The 20,491-nt window shown below is 60.6% G+C and carries 16 protein-coding genes; 3 read left to right on the plus strand and 13 right to left on the minus strand.

What is annotated here, in order from left to right:
• Positions 1–406: 406 nt before the first annotated feature.
• The 9 genes from AC3D25_RS21385 to AC3D25_RS21425 all read right to left on the minus strand — a co-directional run bounded on the left by AC3D25_RS21385 (position 407) and on the right by AC3D25_RS21425 (position 11,384).
• The gene (locus AC3D25_RS21385) at positions 407–2,272 is read right to left on the minus strand and encodes a methyl-accepting chemotaxis protein (protein ID WP_488890420.1); all 1,866 of its coding nucleotides are present in this window, start codon (positions 2,270–2,272) and stop codon (positions 407–409) included.
• A 371-nt stretch (positions 2,273–2,643) separates the two neighbouring features.
• Positions 2,644–3,375: a maleate cis-trans isomerase family protein gene (locus AC3D25_RS21390; RefSeq protein ID WP_488890421.1), complete on the minus strand. Its 732-nt coding sequence runs from the start codon at positions 3,373–3,375 to the stop codon at positions 2,644–2,646.
• Between the two features lie 20 nt (positions 3,376–3,395).
• The gene (locus tag AC3D25_RS21395; RefSeq protein ID WP_488890506.1) at positions 3,396–4,775 is read right to left on the minus strand and encodes an isoxanthopterin deaminase; all 1,380 of its coding nucleotides are present in this window, start codon (positions 4,773–4,775) and stop codon (positions 3,396–3,398) included.
• Between the two features lie 79 nt (positions 4,776–4,854).
• Positions 4,855–6,195: a nucleobase:cation symporter-2 family protein gene (locus tag AC3D25_RS21400; protein WP_488890422.1), complete on the minus strand. Its 1,341-nt coding sequence runs from the start codon at positions 6,193–6,195 to the stop codon at positions 4,855–4,857.
• 89 nt (positions 6,196–6,284) lie between these two features.
• Positions 6,285–7,367 carry a CobW family GTP-binding protein gene (locus tag AC3D25_RS21405; protein WP_488890423.1) on the minus strand — a complete coding sequence of 361 codons (1,083 nt, stop codon included), beginning with the start codon at positions 7,365–7,367 and terminating at the stop codon, positions 6,285–6,287.
• Positions 7,368–7,414: 47 nt separating this feature from the next.
• Complete coding sequence (locus AC3D25_RS21410; protein ID WP_488890424.1) at positions 7,415–8,005, minus strand: UbiX family flavin prenyltransferase; 591 nt, start codon at positions 8,003–8,005, stop codon at positions 7,415–7,417.
• Entirely contained in the window at positions 8,002–9,396 is a 1,395-nt protein-coding gene (locus tag AC3D25_RS21415) for a UbiD family decarboxylase (RefSeq protein WP_488890425.1), read from the minus strand. The genes AC3D25_RS21410 and AC3D25_RS21415 overlap by 4 nt, the downstream gene beginning before the upstream one ends.
• Positions 9,397–9,501: 105 nt before the next feature.
• On the minus strand, positions 9,502–10,428 hold the full coding sequence (locus AC3D25_RS21420; protein ID WP_408209651.1) for an amidohydrolase family protein: 927 nt from the start codon (positions 10,426–10,428) through the stop codon (positions 9,502–9,504).
• Entirely contained in the window at positions 10,428–11,384 is a 957-nt protein-coding gene (locus AC3D25_RS21425) for an amidohydrolase family protein (protein WP_488890426.1), read from the minus strand. The genes AC3D25_RS21420 and AC3D25_RS21425 overlap by 1 nt, the downstream gene beginning before the upstream one ends.
• 240 nt (positions 11,385–11,624) lie before the next feature.
• Between AC3D25_RS21425 and AC3D25_RS21430 the strand changes: the two genes are divergently transcribed.
• Positions 11,625–12,512, plus strand: a complete 888-nt coding sequence (locus tag AC3D25_RS21430) for a LysR substrate-binding domain-containing protein (protein WP_488890427.1) — start codon at positions 11,625–11,627, stop codon at positions 12,510–12,512.
• Here the strand turns inward: AC3D25_RS21430 and AC3D25_RS21435 are convergent.
• A complete protein-coding gene (locus tag AC3D25_RS21435) occupies positions 12,509–13,402 on the minus strand; it encodes a LysR family transcriptional regulator (protein WP_488890428.1) in 894 nt (297 codons plus the stop codon). The genes AC3D25_RS21430 and AC3D25_RS21435 overlap by 4 nt on opposite strands.
• 139 nt (positions 13,403–13,541) lie before the next feature.
• On the opposite strand from AC3D25_RS21435, the gene AC3D25_RS21440 reads away from it, so the two are divergent.
• Together AC3D25_RS21440 and AC3D25_RS21445 are read left to right on the plus strand one after the other, a co-directional pair.
• The gene (locus tag AC3D25_RS21440) at positions 13,542–14,069 is read left to right on the plus strand and encodes a (2Fe-2S)-binding protein (protein WP_488890429.1); all 528 of its coding nucleotides are present in this window, start codon (positions 13,542–13,544) and stop codon (positions 14,067–14,069) included.
• Positions 14,070–16,316: a xanthine dehydrogenase family protein molybdopterin-binding subunit gene (locus AC3D25_RS21445; protein ID WP_488890430.1), complete on the plus strand. Its 2,247-nt coding sequence runs from the start codon at positions 14,070–14,072 to the stop codon at positions 16,314–16,316.
• Positions 16,317–16,713: 397 nt separating this feature from the next.
• On the opposite strand, the gene AC3D25_RS21450 is transcribed toward AC3D25_RS21445, so the two are convergent.
• The 3 genes from AC3D25_RS21450 to AC3D25_RS21460 form a co-directional block, all read right to left on the minus strand.
• Positions 16,714–17,349, minus strand: a complete 636-nt coding sequence (locus tag AC3D25_RS21450; RefSeq protein WP_488890431.1) for a YajG family lipoprotein — start codon at positions 17,347–17,349, stop codon at positions 16,714–16,716.
• A gap of 9 nt (positions 17,350–17,358) precedes the next feature.
• Positions 17,359–17,919 carry a hypothetical protein gene (locus tag AC3D25_RS21455; RefSeq protein WP_488890432.1) on the minus strand — a complete coding sequence of 187 codons (561 nt, stop codon included), beginning with the start codon at positions 17,917–17,919 and terminating at the stop codon, positions 17,359–17,361.
• A gap of 369 nt (positions 17,920–18,288) precedes the next feature.
• Positions 18,289–19,872 carry a methyl-accepting chemotaxis protein gene (locus AC3D25_RS21460; protein ID WP_488890433.1) on the minus strand — a complete coding sequence of 528 codons (1,584 nt, stop codon included), beginning with the start codon at positions 19,870–19,872 and terminating at the stop codon, positions 18,289–18,291.
• Positions 19,873–20,491: the final 619 nt, after the last annotated feature.

Below are 20,491 nucleotides of genomic sequence, written 5' to 3' on the forward strand. Positions count from 1 at the left end.
CTGTCCGCGCAAAAGCGCAGTTACGCGATCCGCGTAGCTGGGTTGGGACACGGGCTACTTTCGATTTGCTTTCCGATTTTGCCCTAGGATGCCACCGATATCATAATTTCGGACAAGTCGCATCCACGCACTTACAGAGGAGAAACCGTGGAATCCGCCGCACAAGTCACGTCCTTTCGAACGGCAGTCCGGGGTCGGTTACGGAAGCTTATCGCGCGGTCTTAGTGCTCGATGGGCGTTGAACCGCGACCTTCGGCTACGACGGCGACACGGTCCCTTCAAACGGCACATCGGAGAAGTCATCGGCAGTGAGATAACGCGTTTGCAAATCCGCAACCCCGCGTCGTAGGTGAACCGCGTTTGGACTAACGGACGCGCTGCTCAACATTCGCGAGCGCCTAGACGCTCACTCGATTTTGAACATAGCCACAATCCCGTTGAGCGCGACGGCCTGTTCCTCCATCGACTTCGCCGCCGCTGCGGCCTCCTCCACCTGGGCGGCATTGCGCTGAGTGGTCTCGTCGATCTGCGCGACCGCTTGATTGACCTGGCCGATGCCGTTGCCCTGTTCGGCGCTGGCAGTGGCAATCTGGTCCATGATGCCCGTCACCCGTTGCACTGCGGCTACGATCTCGGCCATCGTCTCTTGCGCGTGCATGACCTGACGGCTGCCGGCGTCGATACTTTCCGCGGAACTGTCGATCAGCACCTTGATTTCCTTCGCGGCGGTGGCGCTGCGCTGTGCCAGCACGCGTACTTCTGAAGCCACGACGGCGAATCCTCGTCCCTGATCGCCCGCACGAGCGGCTTCCACCGCGGCGTTGAGCGCCAGAATGTTGGTCTGGAAGGCGATACTGTCAATGACCGAGGTGATATCGACAATCTTGCTCGACGACTGCGTGATGTTGCTCATCGTGCGGACAACATTGCTGACGACCTCTCCTCCACGCTGCGCGTGCCCGGCGGCCGCGACGACCAACTGGTTGGCCTCGCTTGCACTCGAAGCGTTTTGCTGAACGGTCGTCGTCAGTTCCTCCATCGCGGCGGCCGTTTCCTGAAGGCTCGAGGCCTGCGTCTCGGTCCGCGCCGACAGGTCCATATTGCCCTCGGCAATTTCGCGCGACGCCGAAGATATGGTGGCCGCGCTTGAGCGTACGTCGCCGATAATGCGGTTCAGCGATTCGATGAACTTGTTGAAGGATTGCGCTAGCGCGCCGACCTCGTCGTTGGTCTCGACTTTCATCCGGCGCGTCAGATCACCCTGGCCTTCGGCGATCTCCCGCAGCATCGCGGCGGCGCGACCCAACGGGCCGGCGATGGCGCCGCTGATGAAAATAATGATCAGCATGCCAATACCTCCGCCCACGAGCGCGGCCACGAGCGCGGAGATGGTCGACGTCCTCGTGATGTTGCCGAGCACTTCTGCTTCCGGCACTTCTGCGATTAGGTACAGGTTCAGATCGGGCAGGAAAGACGCGGCGACGAGGCGCTTGCCATCGCCGGCGTGATAACTGGCGTGCGCGAATTTCTGTCCGCTGAGCAGCGACGACACGGTTTCAGGACTGAAGCCGGGGGCGTCCTTTAGAAAATGCTGACCGTCTGCCAGCGCCGGGTCGCGGTGAATGACATACGCGCCATCGGGACGCACCAGATACACGAAGCCGTGCTCACCGATCCTGACGTTGCGAATAGTCCTCGCCAGATCGTTCACCGACAAGCCGATCGACGCAACGCCTGCTTTGCCGTTCGCGTTGAAGCGGACGTTGATGAAAAGATTGTAGACCGAGGATGACTTGTCCTTGTCCAGATCGAGGCCGAACGCCTTGTTGCTTGCGAGGAAATCGTAGAACCATTTATCGCCGGCGTCGTTCGCGGATACCGTACGCGATACGCCGTTCTCGCTAAGATATTTGCCCGTGGCGTCCGACACCCAGGAAATGGTGTCTGCTTTGGCGGCGGCTTTCAACCCTCGTGCATACTTCTTCCAGGCGTCCACACCCTCATCGGACAAGCCCTTTTCCTCCCAGTCCAGCAGGAAGGAATTGGCGGCCATTCCCTTCGTGAGCGCCAGCGGCCCTTCGATCTGCCGAAGGACATCGTTACGAATTTCGCCCACTTCCGCTGGCAACTCCTGATTAACAGCGCGCTCCCTAAGGCTATTGCCCGTGAGCGTCAAGCTGAGCGCCGTGGAGATCACGACAAAGATGAGGATAGAGATGCTCATCGCGAAGATGAGCTTTTGTCGAACGGAAAGGCGATTCAGAATGTTCATGAGGCTTCAAGTCAACTTGGCTGGGACAGAGACGAACAATCGTGGTTCGACCGCGACGGATCCTCGCAAAACGCACAGTTCGAAAGATCTGGCGCTGCGACGACCGCTCTCCATCACATACGGCAGGACAAAAATAAACTTGAGCCTGGCGGCAAAATTTCGAGTCCTCACGGCGTCCGCATTCGAAAAGCGAGCGCGGCGACACGAAGGAAAATGTGGCCCTGCCTGCTTTACAGAAGGTCGACAAATAACTGCTCTCATATCGAAAGCCAGGTGACGGGTGAGCGGGATTAACCGGCCGCAATGAGTTCCGCTTCCACGCGGTGTCGCGGTGGAAGGGCCGTGTGCGCTATTACTCGAACGCGGAGCAGCTACCTCGCCTCGGCAAACAACGTCCCCCAGTTAGCCAACGGTTTCGTATCCACATTCGCCAATCTCAGCGCCTTCCACACGACCGTCGCCACCGTGTCATAAGCAGGAATATCCGTAGCCGTTTCGAATGCGCGAACCAGATGCGCCGCGTGCAGATTCGTGCAGAAGGTCGTCACCGCGTCCGGTCTAGCGAACGCGGCCTCGCGCATCATCATCGCAAGTTGAATATCCGGCACATCGGCAAAGCTGAAATTGTCCACGAGGCCAAGATGCCGCTCCGCCACACATTCGATTCCAAGCTGCTCGTAATTGCCTACGATGCGCTGCTGAACGTCATCGGTGTAAGGCGAAACGAGACCGAGCCGCCGCACGCCCGTCTTCTCGATGATCTCGTTGAGCGCCAGCACCGAGGTCGTGGCGGGAATGCCCGTTGCCTCGGTGATCTGCCGGCACAGCGCCTGATCGCGCGCGAATCCGAGCCAGCCCGCCGACGTGCCGCTCCAACCAATGACATCCACTCTTGCATCGGCCAGTTGATGCACGGCCGCCAGAATGCGGCTCACGTCGAACTGGCCGAGCGCGCGGTCGGACAACGCGATTTCCGTCACCTTGAAGCGGGCAAAATGCGCGCTGACGTGCGGCAGTTCGCTCAGCATCGCGGCCGTGATCGGCTCTAACGCAGTGTTCGACGAAGGCGTCAATATGCCGAGCCTGATTCGATTCGTGTGCATCACGGTTCGTTCCCTGTGCCTCAATCTGCGAGCAACAGCTTCACGCCCTCGGCGGCTTCGTGACGAAGCGCATCGAGATCGAGACCCGGAATCACGCCGTCGTCCACCACCACGCGGCCATTCACCACGTTATAGCGAACGCGCGCGGGCTCGCCCGCCGTCACGGGCGCCACCGCAACGTCGTGGAAGCCGTTGAAGCGCAGATCGCTGATGTCGTAGAGCACGAGGTCCGCGGCCTGGCCGGCTTCGAGCGTGCCGACCGCATCGAGGCCGAGCACGCCCGCACCGCCGGCGCTGCCCCAGTGAATCGTCTCTTCGACGGTCGTCGCCGACGCGCCCTGCGCGGCGCGATGCACGAGCCAGGCGAAATGCGCCTCGTTGGTCATGCTGCCGGATTCGTTCGACGCGACGCCATCCACCGCTAAAGACATCGGTACGCCTGCGGCCGCCATTTGCGGCGCAGGCGCAATGCCGCTGCCCAAGCGCGCGTTACTGACCGGGCAGTGCGAACAACCGCTGCCCGTTTCAGCGAGCATGGCGATCTCGCTCGCCTGCAGATGCACGAGATGCGCGAACCACACATCCGGGCCGAGCCATTCGTGATCGGCGACGAACTCGACCGGCAGCTTGTTGAAGCGCTCCCTGCAGAACTCGACGTAGCGGGTCGTCTCGGACAGATGCGTATGTAACCGCAAGCCCATCCCCCGAGCTGCGCGTGCGACCTCCGGCAGCAACTCGGGCGGCAACGAAAACGTTGGCGTAGTCGGCGCGACGACGACACGGCGCATCGAAGCCGCACCGCTATCGTGATAGCGTGACTTCAACCGTTCGATATCCGCGAGCATTTGATCGAGCGTCTCAGGCTTGAGCGCCAGCTTGGAGAAGCCTGGATGATCGCCCGCCGCCTGCAATGCGCCGCCGCGGCACAGCACGAAGCGCATGCCGAACGAAGCCGCCTCGTCGAACAGAAGATCGCCGGTTTCGGTGGTGCCGTCCGCGTGATAGAGGTAGTGATGATCGGCGCAGGTCGTCACGCCAGAGAGCAGCAACTCGGCGAATCCCAATCGCGCGGCAACGCGCGCGAGGTCCGGCGTAAAGCGCGCAAGCCGCGGATACGGCACGGCGGCCAGCCAATCCTGCAAGTCCGCATTGATGCCGGACGGCACCGCCTTCAGCAGATTCTGGAACAGATGATGGTGCGTATTCACCCAGCCCGGATAGACGACGCAAAACCGCGCGTCGATCACACGTTCATCGGCACGAGGTTCGAGATTCGGCGCGATGGTCTCGATACGACCGTGGCGAATCCGCAGATCGACCTGGCCGAGCCGCGCGCGATCGCCGCTCATTCCGCTCATCACCGCGATAGGGTTTTTGATCAGCAACGCTTCAGTTTGCATGCTCACGATTCGATATCCTTTCAGTTACTGCGATGCGGCCGTCCAGTCAGCGACGGCCGCGCTCGTCATCTAGCATCCGTTATTCGCGGACCATGTCGTGCGCCGGCACGACGTCCTCTTCGTGCGCACCGTTGAGCACCGCGTTCAGCACGACGGAAACGAGGCACGCCAGCACCACGCCGCTGTGCAGGAACGGTTGCGTCCAGTCGGGCATGTGCTTGAAGACCTGCGGCGCCATCACCGGAATCAGCGCGGTAGCGATCGTGAAGCCGACGATCAGCACGTTGTAGCGATTGCGCTCGAAGTCCACCTTGGCGAGCGTCTGCACACCCGCCGCGACCACCACGCCGAACATCGCGATGCCAGCGCCGCCGAGCGCCGCCGAGGGCGTCGAGGCCACCACGGCGCCGATCTTCGGCACCAGAGCGACCACGCACATCAGCACGCCGCTGATCGCGACCACCCAGCGACTGCGCACGCCGGTCAGAATGACGAGCCCGACGTTCTCCATGAAAGCGATGAACGGGAACGCCGCGAACATGCCTGCAATTGCGCTCGCGAGCCCATTGGCGCGCATGCCGCGCACCACGTCTTCTTCGCTCACGTCTTTATCGACGATGTCGCCGATCGCGACGAACAGGCCCATGGATTCGACCATCTGCACCACCATCACGACGATCATCGTGAGGACGGGTACCAGCGAGAACACGGGTACGCCGAAATGAAACGGCACGGGCATCGTGAACCACGGCGCTTGAGCGACGCTCGCAAAGTTGCCCATGCCGAGCGAACAAGCCAGAATGCCGCCGGCAATCAGACCGATAAGCACCGAGAGATTACGCAGGAACGCATTGGCAAAACGGTTGATCGCGAGAATCACCAGCGCGACGAACAGCGCGACGCTCAGGAAAGGCAGCGCGCCGAATTGCTGCTGCGCGGCCTCGCCGCCACCGGCCCATTGATACGCGACGGGAAACAGTTGCAAGCCGATCACGGTGACGATGCATCCCGTCACGACAGGTGGAAAGAATCTTCGCAAGCGGCCGACCAGCGGCGCGGCGAACATCGTGAACAGACCCGCGCCGATCACCGCGCCGCATACGCCCGCAAAGCCGACGCCCGGACTCATGCCGATCGCGATCACAGGCCCGACGCTACTGAAGGCGACGCCTTGCAGAATAGGCAGGCGCACACCGAACTTCCAGACGCCGACGGTTTGCAGGATCGTCGAGATGCCCGAGCAAAACAGCGCAGTGCTGATCAGCACGGTCGTGTCGGCCGGCGACATCTTCAAAGCAGACGCGACGATCAGCGGAACCGCAATCGCGCCGATGTAAGCCACTAGCATGTGCTGCAAACCGAGCGTGATCATCTGGCGCTTCGGCAGAATCCGATCGACGGGGTGTATGGCAGAGTTCATGAGGTGTCTCCAGAATTATCGTTGCGATCGGAGCGCGCCGCACGATTCGCGTCGTGCGGCATGATGTTGCGCGCCGACCGGATTGCCCGTCAGGCCGCAACCGGCGCGGCTAGACAGGCATGGAAGCGGTCGGTCAACGCGGCGCGATCGAGATCGCGTCCGATGAATACGATGCGGCAGGAGCGCGGTTCACTGCCCCACACTTGGGCCGCGCGCAGTTCGATGACGTTGTGCACGCCTTGCAGCACATAACGATGCGACTGGCCTTGCACAGCGAGAATGCCTTTCATGCGGAAGAGGTTTGCCGCATCCGCGTCGCGCAACTCGACGAGCCATGCTTGCAGCGCGTCGAGGTCGATATCGGCATCGAGTTCGATGCCGACCGAGGAAACGCTTTCATCGTGCTGGTGGTCGGCGTGGTCGTCGTCGAGATGGGCATGATCGTGCTCATGTTCTTCGTGCTCGTGCGCGTGTTCTTCCTCATGCAGACCATCGGCCTCGACGAGATTTTGCGAAAACTCGTTCGCGCCCACGCCGAGAATCTTGTCCAGGTCGATCCGCGCATAGCTCGACTCGACGATGTCTGCCGTCGCGTTGAGTCCGCGAATGCGTTGCGTGAGCGAAGCGATATCGTCCGGCCCCACCAGATCGACCTTGTTGATGACGATACGGTCCGCACACACGATCTGATCGACGGCCTGGTTGTCGCTGCCGTCCAGCACCAGATCGTCCAGATGCGCCGCGATATGCTTGGCGTCCACCATCGTGACGACCGCATCGAGCGTGACTTGCTTCGCGATCGGATCGTCGAGAAAGAACGTCTGCGCAACCGGATACGGATCGGCGAGCCCGCTCGTTTCGACGATGATGTGATCGAGCCGGTCCGGGCGTTCCACCAGCATTCGCACGATTCGCACCAGATCCTCTCGCACCGCGCCGACGCAGCACACGCAACCGTTCGTCATTTCGTAAATCTCTTCGGTCGATTCGAGCACGAGGCCGCCGTCGATGCCGATTTCGCCGAACTCATTTTCGATCACTGCGATCTTGCGGCCGTGCTTTTCGCGCAGGATGTAATTGAGCAGCGTTGTTTTGCCTGCTCCGAGAAAGCCGGTCAGCACCGTGACGGGGATTTTCTCGATTTCGTTGTGGGTGGTGTGAATGTGATTCATGGCTCGTCTCCGTTTCTTCGTTTCTTCGTTTGAAAGCGATTCGGCTATCAGGCGATCTGCGGTGCTTGTGCTTCGGTTTCTCGCCAGCGTTTGACGGTGCCTGCTTCGAGACCGAAGAGATCGAGCACGCGGCCTAACGTGTGGTCGATCATCTGGTCGAGTGAAGCCGGGCGCGCATAAAACGCCGGCACGGGCGGCGCGACGATCGCGCCCATTTCAGTGACGGCAATCATGTTGCGCAGATGAGCCAGCGTGTAGGGCGTTTCGCGCGCCAACAGAACCAGCGGGCGGCGCTCTTTCAGCGTGACATCGGCGGCGCGCGAAATCAGGCTCGACGACATGCCGCTGGCAATTTCGGCAAGCGTCTTCATCGAACAGGGCGCGACGATCATGCCCAGTGAGCGGAACGAGCCGCTGGAAATCGCGGCGGCCATGTCATCGCTACGGTACGTGGCGCTGGCGAGTGCGGCGACGTCAGCGAGCTTGTAGTCGGTCTCGTGCGTCATCGTGAGCAGGGCGCTGCGTGAGACGCTCAAATGTGTTTCGATGTCGAGTTGACGCAGCAGTTGCAGCACGCGTACGCCATACACAAAACCGGATGCGCCGCTGATACCGACCACAATCCGCCGCGCGCTCATCGTTGTGCTCCGGCGACGCGTGCCAGCATGGCGACGGCTTGTTGCGAGGCACGCTCGCTAATCCGCGCGCGGATGCCGTCGAAGTGCGAGCCGCGTGTCGCGTCGATACCCATGCGCGACGTGGTCCCCGCAGCGGACGACGAGGGATCGAGCGGACTGCCCGGCAAGCCGTCGACGATAAACACGTCCTGGTGCGGCTGAAAGTGCGTGGCGATCGCCCACAACACTTGCGAGTCGTCAGTGATGTCGATGTCGCTATCCACGGCGACGACGTTTTTTAAGTACGGATCCCAGCCGAGCAGCGCGAGCATGATCTGGCGCGCTTCGCCATCGCGAGTCTGATTCAGCGCGACGTAGCAGTGGAAATGCGTGCCGGAGTTCGGGTAGTGCAATCCGGTGACGGAGGGGAAGCGCGCCTTCAGTTTCTCGCTCATCTCCGCTTCGCGCGGCAAACGGGCTAAGGTCAGATGCTCGGCGTAAGGGCCGCCGACTACATCGACTAGCCATGCGTCGCTACGGTGCATCATCGTGTCGATGCGGAGCACGTTGTTGGTCGATCGGTCCGACGAGTAGCCGGTGAATTCGCCAAACGGACCTTCTTCTGCGCGAGCGGCCGGATCGATCGTGCCTTCCAGCACGAACTCCGCGCACGCGGGAACGCCGATGCCGTAACGTGGCGTGCGCACCAACGCCACTGGCGCACCGAACAGACCTCCCGCAATCGCACGCTCGTCGGTGCCGAACGGCACGCGCGCGGCGGCGGCCAGCATGAACAGCGGATGCGCGCCGATCACCATCGCGACCTTCAGCGTATCGCCACGTGCCTGCGCGGTTTGCAGCATGCGCCAGAGGTGGCCGCGTGAGTGCAGGCTGGTCGCCAAGGCGTTTTTTGCGTGCCGCATCGAGCGGTGATAGCTGAGATTCGCGACACCCGTGACCGGGTCTTCTGCGACGATTACGGCGTTGGTGATATACGGACCGCGGTCGGTGTCGAAGTGACGGATCATCGGCAGTTGGGCGAGATCGACGGCGTCGCCTTCGATCACCCGATCCCGAACCGGACCGTTCGCGACGAACACCGGCGCGATGGGTGCGTTGGCACGTTGCTGATAGGCATCGAACAAGCCGGACGCGGCGACGTCGAACAGGCGGCCGATGCGCGTACGTGAAGCAAAGAAATTGGTGACGAGGGGCGTCGCAATGCCATCGACCTTTTCGCAGATCAGCATCGGATGCTGGCCGCGCGCAGCAAGTTCGGCGACGACCGCCGTCACGTCCTGATCGGCCGACAGCGGTTGATCGAGTGTCAATACATCGTCGGGATAGTGCTCGCGATACGCATGCGCTAAGCGATGAAAATCCTGCGTGGCGCGGAAGAGGTTATCCGCCATAGTGAACTCCGTGGGAACCGATAACGAAAGCGGATTGCCGGGTGAGGCAAGCGAAGCAGGCGCGGCGCTGACCGCGCCTGCTCTCAAACCGCCAACCAGTCCGCGTTAAGCCGGCTGCGTGAGGTCATTCACGTACGTCGCCTTCAAACGCTTTTCCGCTTCGGCGAGATCCTTCGGTGGCTTGGTGGGCTCGATCCCGACCAGCCGGGCAATGTTGTTGCCCATATAGTCTTCGAGACCATCCTCGTCCAGATTCATGCCTTGCGGCGCGGGACCACACAGCATTTCAAGTTCGCGCAGCCACATACCCGGCTCGTTCGGCGGCGAGTCCGTGCCGAACACGATCTTGTTGCGCGGGAGTTCGCGAGCGAATTCGACGATGCGCGACTGATAGCACCAGCCCGATTCGCAATACACGTTCGGTGTATCCATCGCCATCCAGAAGGCCTCGAACGAGTAGTTGCCGCCCGTCTGAATCCCGAAGTGACCGATGATGAAATTCACCATCGGGAATTCGCGGATGATCGGATAGAACTGCGTCGGAATCGTGTACGGTCCGTCGCCGGTGTGAATCAGCACCACCACGCCGAGTTCCGCGCACTTCTTCATCGCGGGACGCAACCAGTCGAGCGCGCGATCCGGCCGGTAGCCGTGCATGTTCGCGTGCAGCTTGAGCATCTTGAAGCCGTACTCTTTCACGTGGAATTCGAGTTCGGCCGCGCCATTCTCCGGACCCCAGCGCGGGTTGTACGTGAAGTTGCCGATAAAGCGATCCGGGTACTTCTGCGTCAATTCGGCGATATAGGACATGTAATCGCGAATGCCCTCACGGCCCCGGCGATTGCCGTCGCGATAGCCGGTGTTACCCGGCGGCGGCTGGATAAAGCCCATGTCGATACGGCGCGGCTTGCCGTTGATGATGTACGGACCGTCCATCATCTTCAGCAGGCGTTCGCCGGTGAACGGCTCGCCGGTATGGCGCCATGCTTCGTCGACGAGATTGGTCGGATGCAGATGGGTATCGATGATCATCAGCGTGCTCCTGCGTAGTCGGCCAGGCGTGCGTGTTTCGTCGCGGCGTCGGCACGGTGTTTGAGATAGGCCCGCGCTTCTTCGACGCTTTTTGGCGGCGCACTGGGCTCGACGCCGATCATGCGGGCGAGGTTGTTGCCGAGATAATCTTCGAGCGTGTCTTCGTCGAGATTCAGGCCTTGCGGCGGTTCGTGACACAACACTTCGAGCAGGCGCAGCCACATGCCCGGTTCGTTCGGCGGCGTGTCGGAGCCATAGAGAATCTTGTGTGTGGGCAGCACCTTCGCGAATTCGACAATGCGCGATTGCAGGCACCAGCTCGATTCGCAATACACGTTCGGCGTATCCAGTGCCATCTGATAGGGCTCGAAACAATACACGCCGCCCGTTTGCACACCGAAGTGAGCCATGATGAAATTCACCGACGGGAATTCGCGAATCAGCGGATACCATTCGCTCGGAATGCTGTACGGACCGTCGCCGGTGTGCAGCTTCACCAGCAGTCCGAGGTCCGCGCACTTACGCAACGCGGGCCGCAGCCAGTCGAGCGCGCGGTCGGGGCGATACGCGTGCATGTTGGCCTGCAACTGCACCATCTTGAAGCCGTGTTCCTTCGCATAGAACTCGATGGCTTCGGCGCCGTTCTCCGGACCGCAACGCGGGTTGTAGACGAAACAACCGAGCAGGCGGTCGGGATACTTCTGAACGCATTCCACGGTGTACGCCATGTAGTCGTCGATCGACTCGCGGCCTGAGCGGTCGCCGTCAGTCCACGTGTAGATGGTGTTGCCCTGCGGCGGTTGAATGAATGCCTTGTCGATGCGGCGAGGCTTGCCGTTGATGATGTAGGGGCCGTCCATCACCTCGATCAGACGCTCGCCGGAAAATGGCTCGCCGTCATGGCGCCACGCGAGGTCGACCAGATTGGTCGGATAACAGCTGGTGTCGATGATCATGTACTCGATCTCCTTGAGAGGAACTGGCGTATCCAGTTGCCGGATCGCGGGCAGGCGCATCGATGGAACGCAGCCGTTGGGCATGTCCATGCGGCCCTTTGCAAGACGCAGTGTTTGTGCGCCTTCCCCTCGCCGGCATCGAGTGTCACACTGATGTGCACTGCTGCTTGCGATGCAGTCTCACAAGATAGAAGCGCTCTGTACAATATTTTTTAACCACGATCTTGATACGTTTGCGATATGGACATCCGGCTTTTGCGTTACTTCGCGGTGCTCGCCGACGAACTGCATTTCGGCCGGGCAGCCGCGCGGCTGCACATTTCCCAGCCACCGCTGAGCCAGCAGATTCGCATCCTCGAAGAGGAGATGGGCACCGCGTTGTTCATGCGCTCCCAACATCGTGTCGAACTCACCGATGCAGGGAAAACACTTAAAGAACAGGTGCCGTTGATCTTCGCGCAGTTCGAGCGCGCGATCGATCTGACGCGTTGTGCGGGGCGTGGCGAAGTGGGAAGCCTCGAGATCGGCATCATCAGTTCGGCGATGGTCGAGCCGATTCCGCGCGCGCTACGGGTATTCGCGCAGAAGCATTCGCAAGTGCGCTGGACGCTGCATGAAATGACGCCGGCCGCGCAGATTCTCGCGTTGAAGGAACGCCGGCTCGACGTGTGTTTCTTCCGCGTCTCGCACGAAGATCCGGAGATTCGCAGCGAAGTGGTGATGCGTGAGTCGGCGGTGATCGCGTTGCCGATGGAGCATGCGCTGGCGTCGCGCGAAGAGATTGCGTTGCGTGAGTTGGAGAATGAGCGCTTCGTGTCGTTCGGACTGCGGCAGTCGCAACTGGCGCGCTTTTTACAGGACTGCTGTGTCGAAGCCGGGTTTACGCCGCGGATCGAACAGGAAGTGGTCGAGGTGCATACGCTACTGTGTCTCGTGCGTGAAGGGCTCGGCGTGGCGCTGCTGCCTTCGTCCGCGTGGCAATTGTCGACGGGCGGTGTCGCCTTCGTGCCGGTGGCGGCGCCCCGTCCCGAAGTGTCGCTGCACGCGCGCTATCGTGCCGAAGCGCCTTCACCGGCGTTGTCCCTGTTTCTCGATACCGTGCGGGAAGTGGCCGCCAACGTGGGCTAGCGCGCGCTGAACGTTTGCGCGACCAGCTCGCGAATCACGCCGATCAACGGCGCGACGCGTTCGGTTTTCTCGCGCGGCCACACGGCGTAGAGGTTGTAGTGCGTCGGGATTTCTACTTGCGTGAGTTCGACCAGACTGCCGGTGCGTATGGCGTCGGCGGCAAGCAGGCCGCGCGCTAAACCCGCTCCTACGCCTGCGGTGGCAGCGGCAATCAAGCCTGCCGCGTTGTCGAACACGGCGACGGCGTAGGGTTCGACTTCGGGCAGACCCGCTGCGGCGAGCCAGGGAATCCACGATCGCTTCGTATAGCCGAGCAACGGCAAATTCAATAGTTGCTCAGGTGTGAGCGGCACGCTGAGTCCGCGTGCTTGCAACAGCGAAGGTGAACCCACGGCCGTCAGACGGTCGCCGGCAATCAGCGCGTTTTCGAAGCCGTCCCATTCTCCATACCCATACCTCAGCGCGATATCCACACGTTCAAATGCGCCGCGGTCATGACGCGGCGTGGACAGCACGGTAAGCGAGGCATCCGTGGCGCCGAGCAGCGCAGGTAAGCGTGCCACCAACCAGCTCTGCGCGAGTTCGGGATCGACGTCCAGCACGATGGACTGCTTGAACGAGCGCTCTTTCACGGACGACAGCGCACGATCGATCTGCTCGAAGCCGTCCGTCAACTGATGAGCGAACAGCACGCCCGCATCGGTCAGCACCACGCGGCCGCCTTCTCGCACAAAGAGCGGTTGACCGACGAACTCTTCGAGCGTGCGGATCTGCTGGCTGATCGCGCTATGCGTGAGCGACAACTGCCGGGCCGCGCTCGAAAAGCTGCTGAGACGCGCGGCTTGCAGGAAGGCCTGCATCGACTGGATGGACGGATAGCGCTTCAACATGGGTGTTAGCCGGCCTTACGGGTGATGGAAGAAATGGTCGCTGGCGTTGTGCTCGACGTCTTTCAATAATGGCCGCAAGCGCGCGGTCCTGCCATTCACGCACACGCCGCGCAGCACAACGACATTCAGGAGACAGCGCATGATCGAGATGGTGGTCAACGGCACGCGGCACTCGCTCGACAATGTACCGGAAGACATGCCCCTGTTGTGGGTATTGCGCGACCGGCTCAGATTGACCGGCACGAAGTTCGGTTGCGGCGGTGGCTTCTGTGGTGCATGCACGGTGCATCTCGAAGGCGAAGCGGTGCGCTCCTGTTTGCTGCCGGCTGCCGCTGTCGCCGGAAAACAGATTACGACGATCGAAGGTCTGTCGAAGGATGGCCGGCATCCGTTGCAGCTCGCGTGGGTCGCCGAAGATGTGCCGCAATGCGGATACTGCCAGTCGGGCCAGTTAATGCAGGCGGCCGCGTTTCTCAAGGATAAGCCGACCGTCAGCGACGAAACCATCTCGTCCGCCATGTCGGGCAACATCTGTCGCTGCGGTACGTACTCGCGGATTCGCCGAGCGATCAAGCGTGCGGCATCGGCTGATCCGACACTGACGGCGGTGGAGATGCCGGCGTGCGCGTCCGCCTGCTCGTCGCACGTGACGAACGAGGAGGCTTGAATGTCCGCCGAGAAAGAGGCGTTGAGCAGCGTTCGCGGCGCCGCGCGCCGTCGCTTCATCAAACGGAGTTCGGCGCTGTTGACCGCGGGTCTCGCAATCGGCTTCCGGTTGCCCGATGCGTTCGCCAAGGGCGACGACACAAGCGGCGATCCTAAACCGCAGCCCGGCGAATTCGAGCCGAATGCATGGGTGCGCGTGCTGCCGGACGACACAATTAAACTGGTCGTCCACAAGCACGACTCCGGCACCGGAACGCGTACCGCGCTCGCTGCAGTGGTCGCGGAAGAACTGGACGTCGATCTGTTTCGTGTCGATGTAATCACGCCGGAGAATCCGTTTTACAGCGACTACATTCATCCCTTGTGGAAAGTGTTTTCGACGGGCGGCAGTACGAGCGTGTCGCTGGAATACGATCGCTTGCGACGTGCAGGCGCGACCGCGCGCGCGATGCTGATCGCCGCCGCCGCGAAACAATGGAACGTGGCGCCGTCTGCGTGCTCGACGGAAAATGGCTTCGTGATCGATACGGTCGGCGGCAAGCGTGCAACTTATGGGTCGCTGGCGCAGGTCGCCGCGCAATTGCCCGCGCCGAAAGACGTCGGGTTGAAAGACCCGTCGCAGTTCAAATACATCGGCAAGTTGCAGAAGAAACGCGGCGCCGCGCAGAAGGCGCGGGGCGAGTTCCCGTATAGCATCGACGTGGTATTGCCGGGCATGCTGGTGGCGGTGGTCACGCGTGCGCCGGTGATAGATGCGCGCGTGCGCAGCGTGGATGTCAAAGCCGCGCTGGCCGTGCCGGGCGTGCGGCAGATTCTGCAGATTCCCGGCCGTCCTGACATTCTCGGCGGCAATCAGGCGGGCGTCGCTGTGTTGGCCGACGATTACTGGTCGGCACATAAGGGGCAGGCGGCGTTGCAAGTGGAGTGGGAAGACAGTCCGCTCGAGACCTTTGATAGCAGCACGCTTGCCGCGCATCAGGCTGCGTGGCTCGATGATCCCGCGGCTCGGGTAGTGCCGACTATTCAGCTTGGCGATGTGAAGACGGCGTGGCCGCACGGAGCGCGGGTGATCGAGGCTTCTTATTCGATGCCTTATAAGGCATCGAATCCGCTTGAGCCGATCAACGTCACGGCTTGGGCGCAGGGCGGCGGGATTGAGTATTGGGGCGGGTTGCAAGTGCCATCGACGGTGCAGGAGGCGGCCGGCGTGATCGGTGGCATTCAGGCGGATCATGTCGTGCTGCATGAGCTTGTTTCAGGTGGCAGCTTTGGATCGCGCGAGTCGAAGTACTGGCTTTTTGAAGTGACGTGGCTTGCGTTGAAAGTTGGGAAGCCGGTCAAGCTGATGAACAGCCGCGAAGATGAAATGCGCGCGCTTTACTATCACTCGGCGAGCTATCACCGGGCGAAAGCCGTGCTCGATGCACGAGGTAATCTGGCGACGCTGCAATTGCGCGCAGTGATGCCTGCTTCCCCGGAACAGTGGGAGCCCGGCTATTTCGATCGGCCGGACCGGATGGACTACAGCACGACCGAAGCGATTAGCAAGTATGAGTTCGCTTATGGTGCGCCGCATGTGGATATCGGTTGGGTGCGGCACGAAACGGGTGTGCCGACCGGGTGGTATCGCGCGGTGAGTTATATACCGAACGTGTTCGCGGTGGAGTCTTTCATGGACGAGGCGGCTCACGCGGGGCATCGCGATCCGGTTGATTTTCGACTCGCCCATATGAAGGATCCGCGGCATCAGGCGGTTTTGCGGGAAGCGACTAAGCGGGCCGGCTGGGGGAAGGCGTTGCCTGCCGGGACTGCGCTGGGTGTGGCGACCAATCAGGCTTATAGCAGTTATGTGGCGGTCGTCGCTCGCGTGGCCCGGAAAGGTAATGAGGTTGTGATCGAGAAGCTGACATGTGTCGCGGATTGCGGGTTGGCGGTTTCGCCCGGCGGGGTCGAGGAACAGCTTTACGGCGGGCTGATGTGGGGGCTCGGCCATGCGACCGCGGACCGCATCGATATCCGGCATGGGCAGGTCGTGCAGAAGAACTTCGACATGTATCGTGTCATGCGGATGAACGATATGCCGGACGTCGATATTTTGATCGTGCAAGGCGACATGTCGAAGCCCGGGGGAGTGGGCGAACTGTCGAGTCCTTCGGTGGCACCGGCGGTTGCGAACGCGATATTCAGATTGACGGGGAGGAGGACAAGAGAGACTCCGCTTGATCTGGCGAAGCTGGCTCAAGTCTAGATCTTGGCTTTCGAAGTGTCTACGCCGAACGGATTTTTATCGGCGCAAGTTCCATGTGCCAGTGCGTGTGGCGCGGGTACAGAATAGGCTGCGCTACAAGCGCTACAAGCGCTACAAGCGCTACAAGCGCTACAAGCGCTACAAGCGGGTCGGCGTTGGTGATTCATAGGCCGCGTTGCTTACGACGACATCGATCCGTCCGAGATGTCCCCGCGCCTGCTCCACCGTCGCTCGCATGCCTTCGATATCGGTGAGTAGAGTTGCAGAACCTTTAAAGCCTCTCGGTGTTTTTGTTGAAGGTCCGCTAGAGCGTTGTCGCGCCGTACAGAGATGTGCGTGTCTCTACGCGGCGCTTCCTGAACATCTCTTCGCGGTTGTTGTCCGCCCCGGCTTTCGTTCAATGCGCCGCCGGCTGCGCCCCCATTCCGTTCTGCGCGGTACTCGTCCCAAGCGCCTGCTCGAGCGCATCGGGCAACTTCTTGACCGCCTCGATCGTTGCTCGATCTGCTGATAGCCCGAGATTGTGCTTGAACTCGTCGAACTCGGCATGGCCTCTGCCGGTGACTTGCGGCTTGGCGATAACCTTGCCGGACGGATCGGAGACCGTGCACGACAACGTGACGCTAAAGTCGGTCGGCGGCCAGGTGAGCATACTCGGCGACGACGAAGTCGTCGCAATCTCCGGCGTGATGACGTAGGTGAGACCTTGCGCGCGCGCAGCCGCTTCGTTCGGTGCATCGTGAAGCTTCACGACATTCCTGAACGTCTGCGAAAGGGCGAGATAGACGGGAAATTCGAGATCTTGATATGGCTTGTATGCGACCTTATCCCCACCGCCGCCGGGCGTTACGGTTTCATGTTTGCGCATTGCGTCCGTGACGACCAAACCGACGGTTGCGTTGATTTGATTGGGTTTCTTTTCGGGTGTCAGCGATGCCACGTCGGGCGCGATCGTGATGTTGTGCGCGCACCCGGCAAAGAGGCTGATGCCGAAGCACAATGTGGCAAGGCGGATATATCGGCGAATATGCATGTGCGTACCCTAGTGAATCGTCTTCATGAAAACCGGATCGGCGTAGAGCTTGGCCAACAAGGTCTGTACGATCTGCGGATACGCAGCAGTCGCGTTATTGATGGCTACGACGCCCATAAACGAGGAGTCCCAGCTGCCCGATGCGGTTTTAACGCTGTCGTAGACGGTTTCTGAGCCGCGACGCACGACAAACCGTGCCGAGATGGTTCCTTCGCCGTGCGACAGACCCGATGCGTCAATATCGTTCTTGAGCAGCACGCCGCTCACTTCGAACTTTGCGTTCGGCGAGAGGTCGCCTGCGACGGCGAATTCCTGCTCCATTGCGTTCGACAAATACGTACCAAACGAGTCGCCGACCGGTGAGTGCATACGGGCCGCGCGTAGGTGGACGGGATAGGGGTTATCGTGACTTTCAGGCGCCTCGAACGGCTTGATGCGTGCTTCGACCGTTCCGGACGACTTCAGTGTTTGAAGATTGTCGACAGACGGCGCATATTTGGCCGCGTCGACTGACGCGCATGCAGTGAGAACGCAGCTTAGCGCCACGCACACAACAGTCCTGCTCAACATCGATGTTTCTCCCCGTGATTGCGTTGCTACGCATATATGTGTTGGATTGCGCTGCGGGGAGCCGCCAGACCTACGCTGGCGCATGTCGATCGTCCTCTTGCCGATATCGACTGCGCAACTTCGTGCGCGATCAGCAAGTCGTCGCGTTTTGTATAAGTCATCCCCGCACTCCAATTTACGGCGGGGTCGGCCCAAACTTAATACCGATTTTGCTGAATTCGATGGATATTTTCTGTTTATTCAGGTGGTGCGCGCCCGGGAAAGTCGCAGGGCAGCGCGAATCACCACTGCTACGAAATCGACGCATTCGAATGTCGGCTCCGCCTCCAATGATGGCCATTCAAGTAATCCGTCTGCAATCCGGATCCATTAGCTGCTTGTTATCGGCTCAAGGCGAAATAGGGCGATGCATTGATTCAGTTGCCGGCCCTGATCTTCGAGCGAGTTCGCCGCGGCAGCCGCCTCCTCCACAAGCGCGGCGTTCTGCTGAGTCACCTCGTCCATCTGGGTGATCGCTTGGTTGACCTGTTCAATGCCCTTGCTTTGCTCAGTCGATGCAGCAGCGATTTCGCTCATGATGTCAGTGACACGGCTGACTGCCTGAGTCACTTCCGACATGGTTGTGCCGGCTTCGTTCGCGAGAGCCTCTCCCTCGCGAACCTTATGCACCGATGTACTGATCAGTTCTTTGATCTCTTTCGCAGCACTAGACGAACGCTGCGCAAGGCTACGTACTTCGCTGGCGACTACCGCAAAACCACGTCCCTGTTCACCCGCTCGTGCGGCTTCCACGGCAGCGTTAAGCGCCAGAATGTTCGTCTGGAAAGCGATGCCTTCAATAATGCTCGTGATGTCCGCGATCTTTGTCGAATTTGCGCTGATATCTCCCATTGCGTCGACAACACGACCGACCACGCCGCTACCCTTGAGCGCGACTCCCGACGCGTTCGTGGACAATGTACTTGCCTGCTGGGCATTCTCAGCGTTCTGTTTCACTGTAGAGGTAAGTTCTTCCATGCTCGACGCCGTTTCCTGCAACGAGGCCGCTTGCTGCTCCGTGCGGGAGGAGAGGTCGGTGTTACCCGTGGCGATCTGACTGGATCCGGTCGCAATGCTGTCTGCGGCGGTGCGTACGCGGCCGATCAGGCGCACAAGACTAATCTGCATTTCACCCATTGACGCAAGTACGCTTCCCGCAGGAGCGTTCGCCGCGCCCGCGACCGGGCTGAGATCGCCCGCGGCGACGCGCTGGGTCACATAGGCGAGATCGGTCGGCTCCGCACCGAGAGCGCGCATCAAGCTACGCGTAATGACCACCCCGGCCAGTACCGCCATCGCGATCGCGGCAAAACATATCGCGATGAGCAAGTTGCGTTGGCTGGAAAATTTATCCTCGGCTTCCTGAACCATTTTCGTGGCGCGCTGGTGTGTGACCTCCGCGTAGTCGTTGGACGCCTTGATTAGCGACGAAAGCAGGGGCCTGCATTTCGTCGTGATCTCCTCGATTGCCGCCTCGCGTTGGTTGCTCAACGCAAGGCGATTGATATCCAGAGCGACCGGGCGATACAGCATTTCAACGCGGGATATTTCCGCGGCAAGGCTTCGCGCTTGATCGCTCATGTCGTGAGCGCCCGCCACCATCGCGTTGAACTTTTCCAGGCGGCTCTCGACCCGCTGTTCTGCATCGAGAACTGCGGCTTTCTCGATGTCCACATCAGCCGGCGTGCTCACGAGCACCAGGTTGCGGACTGCCACGGCGCGATCATCTACGGCAGTACGGATGGCCTCAGCCATTTCTGCCCGCGCGTTGATGCCATTGACGAAGCCGTAGAAGCGGTCGTTGGCGTCGTTCAGCGATTTCAGCGAGATTCCCGATACGATCAACACGACAACGGCAAGCAAGCCAAAAGCGATGGAAAGCTTGGCCTTCACCGTAAGTCGATTTGAGTTCATGTTTTAATTCCAATCATCGTTATTGAGGGAGGGGTTTAAGCGGTTTTCTCGTACTGGATCTGGGCCGCTGGCGGTGTCGCAGGAAAAGGGGATCGCTGATATGCATAACGACATGAAAGCGTAACTCGGTAGGGTGGACAGACCTTGGTCGGTATTCGCAAAGGTTTGCGCACCATTAATTTTTGCTATGAAGTGTTTGACGAGTCGAGCGGCAGTTTAAAAAGCGGGAAGTATCCTTAAAAGGTCTAACTGCTTAACCTGTTGCTAGCGGCGCCCGTTCCTCAGACGGCGAGTATTTGACCGGTCACTTCAGCGGTCGGCTCCTCGCAAAACAGAGAAGACACGTCATGAGATCCGTCATTTTCGAAGGGCTAACGGCCGCTTCAACGCGGTGAGCGATCTTTGGGATCACGCTGACTCGAGAGGCTGAAGCGGGTCTACGGCCGGTCGCGGGAATCGTGGTCTGCCGCCGAGCTTCATTCACCCGGACGTGTCGAGATGTTCAACGCACGCTTGATACACTGACTGAACGGCGGACGAGCGGTGGTCCAACTGCCAGCGGTCGACGGCGTGGCGCTTTTAGGTCGGCACATCCGCCGCAGCAGACCGCCAATTGGAC

Source organism: Caballeronia sp. SL1002, from assembly GCF_057814995.1.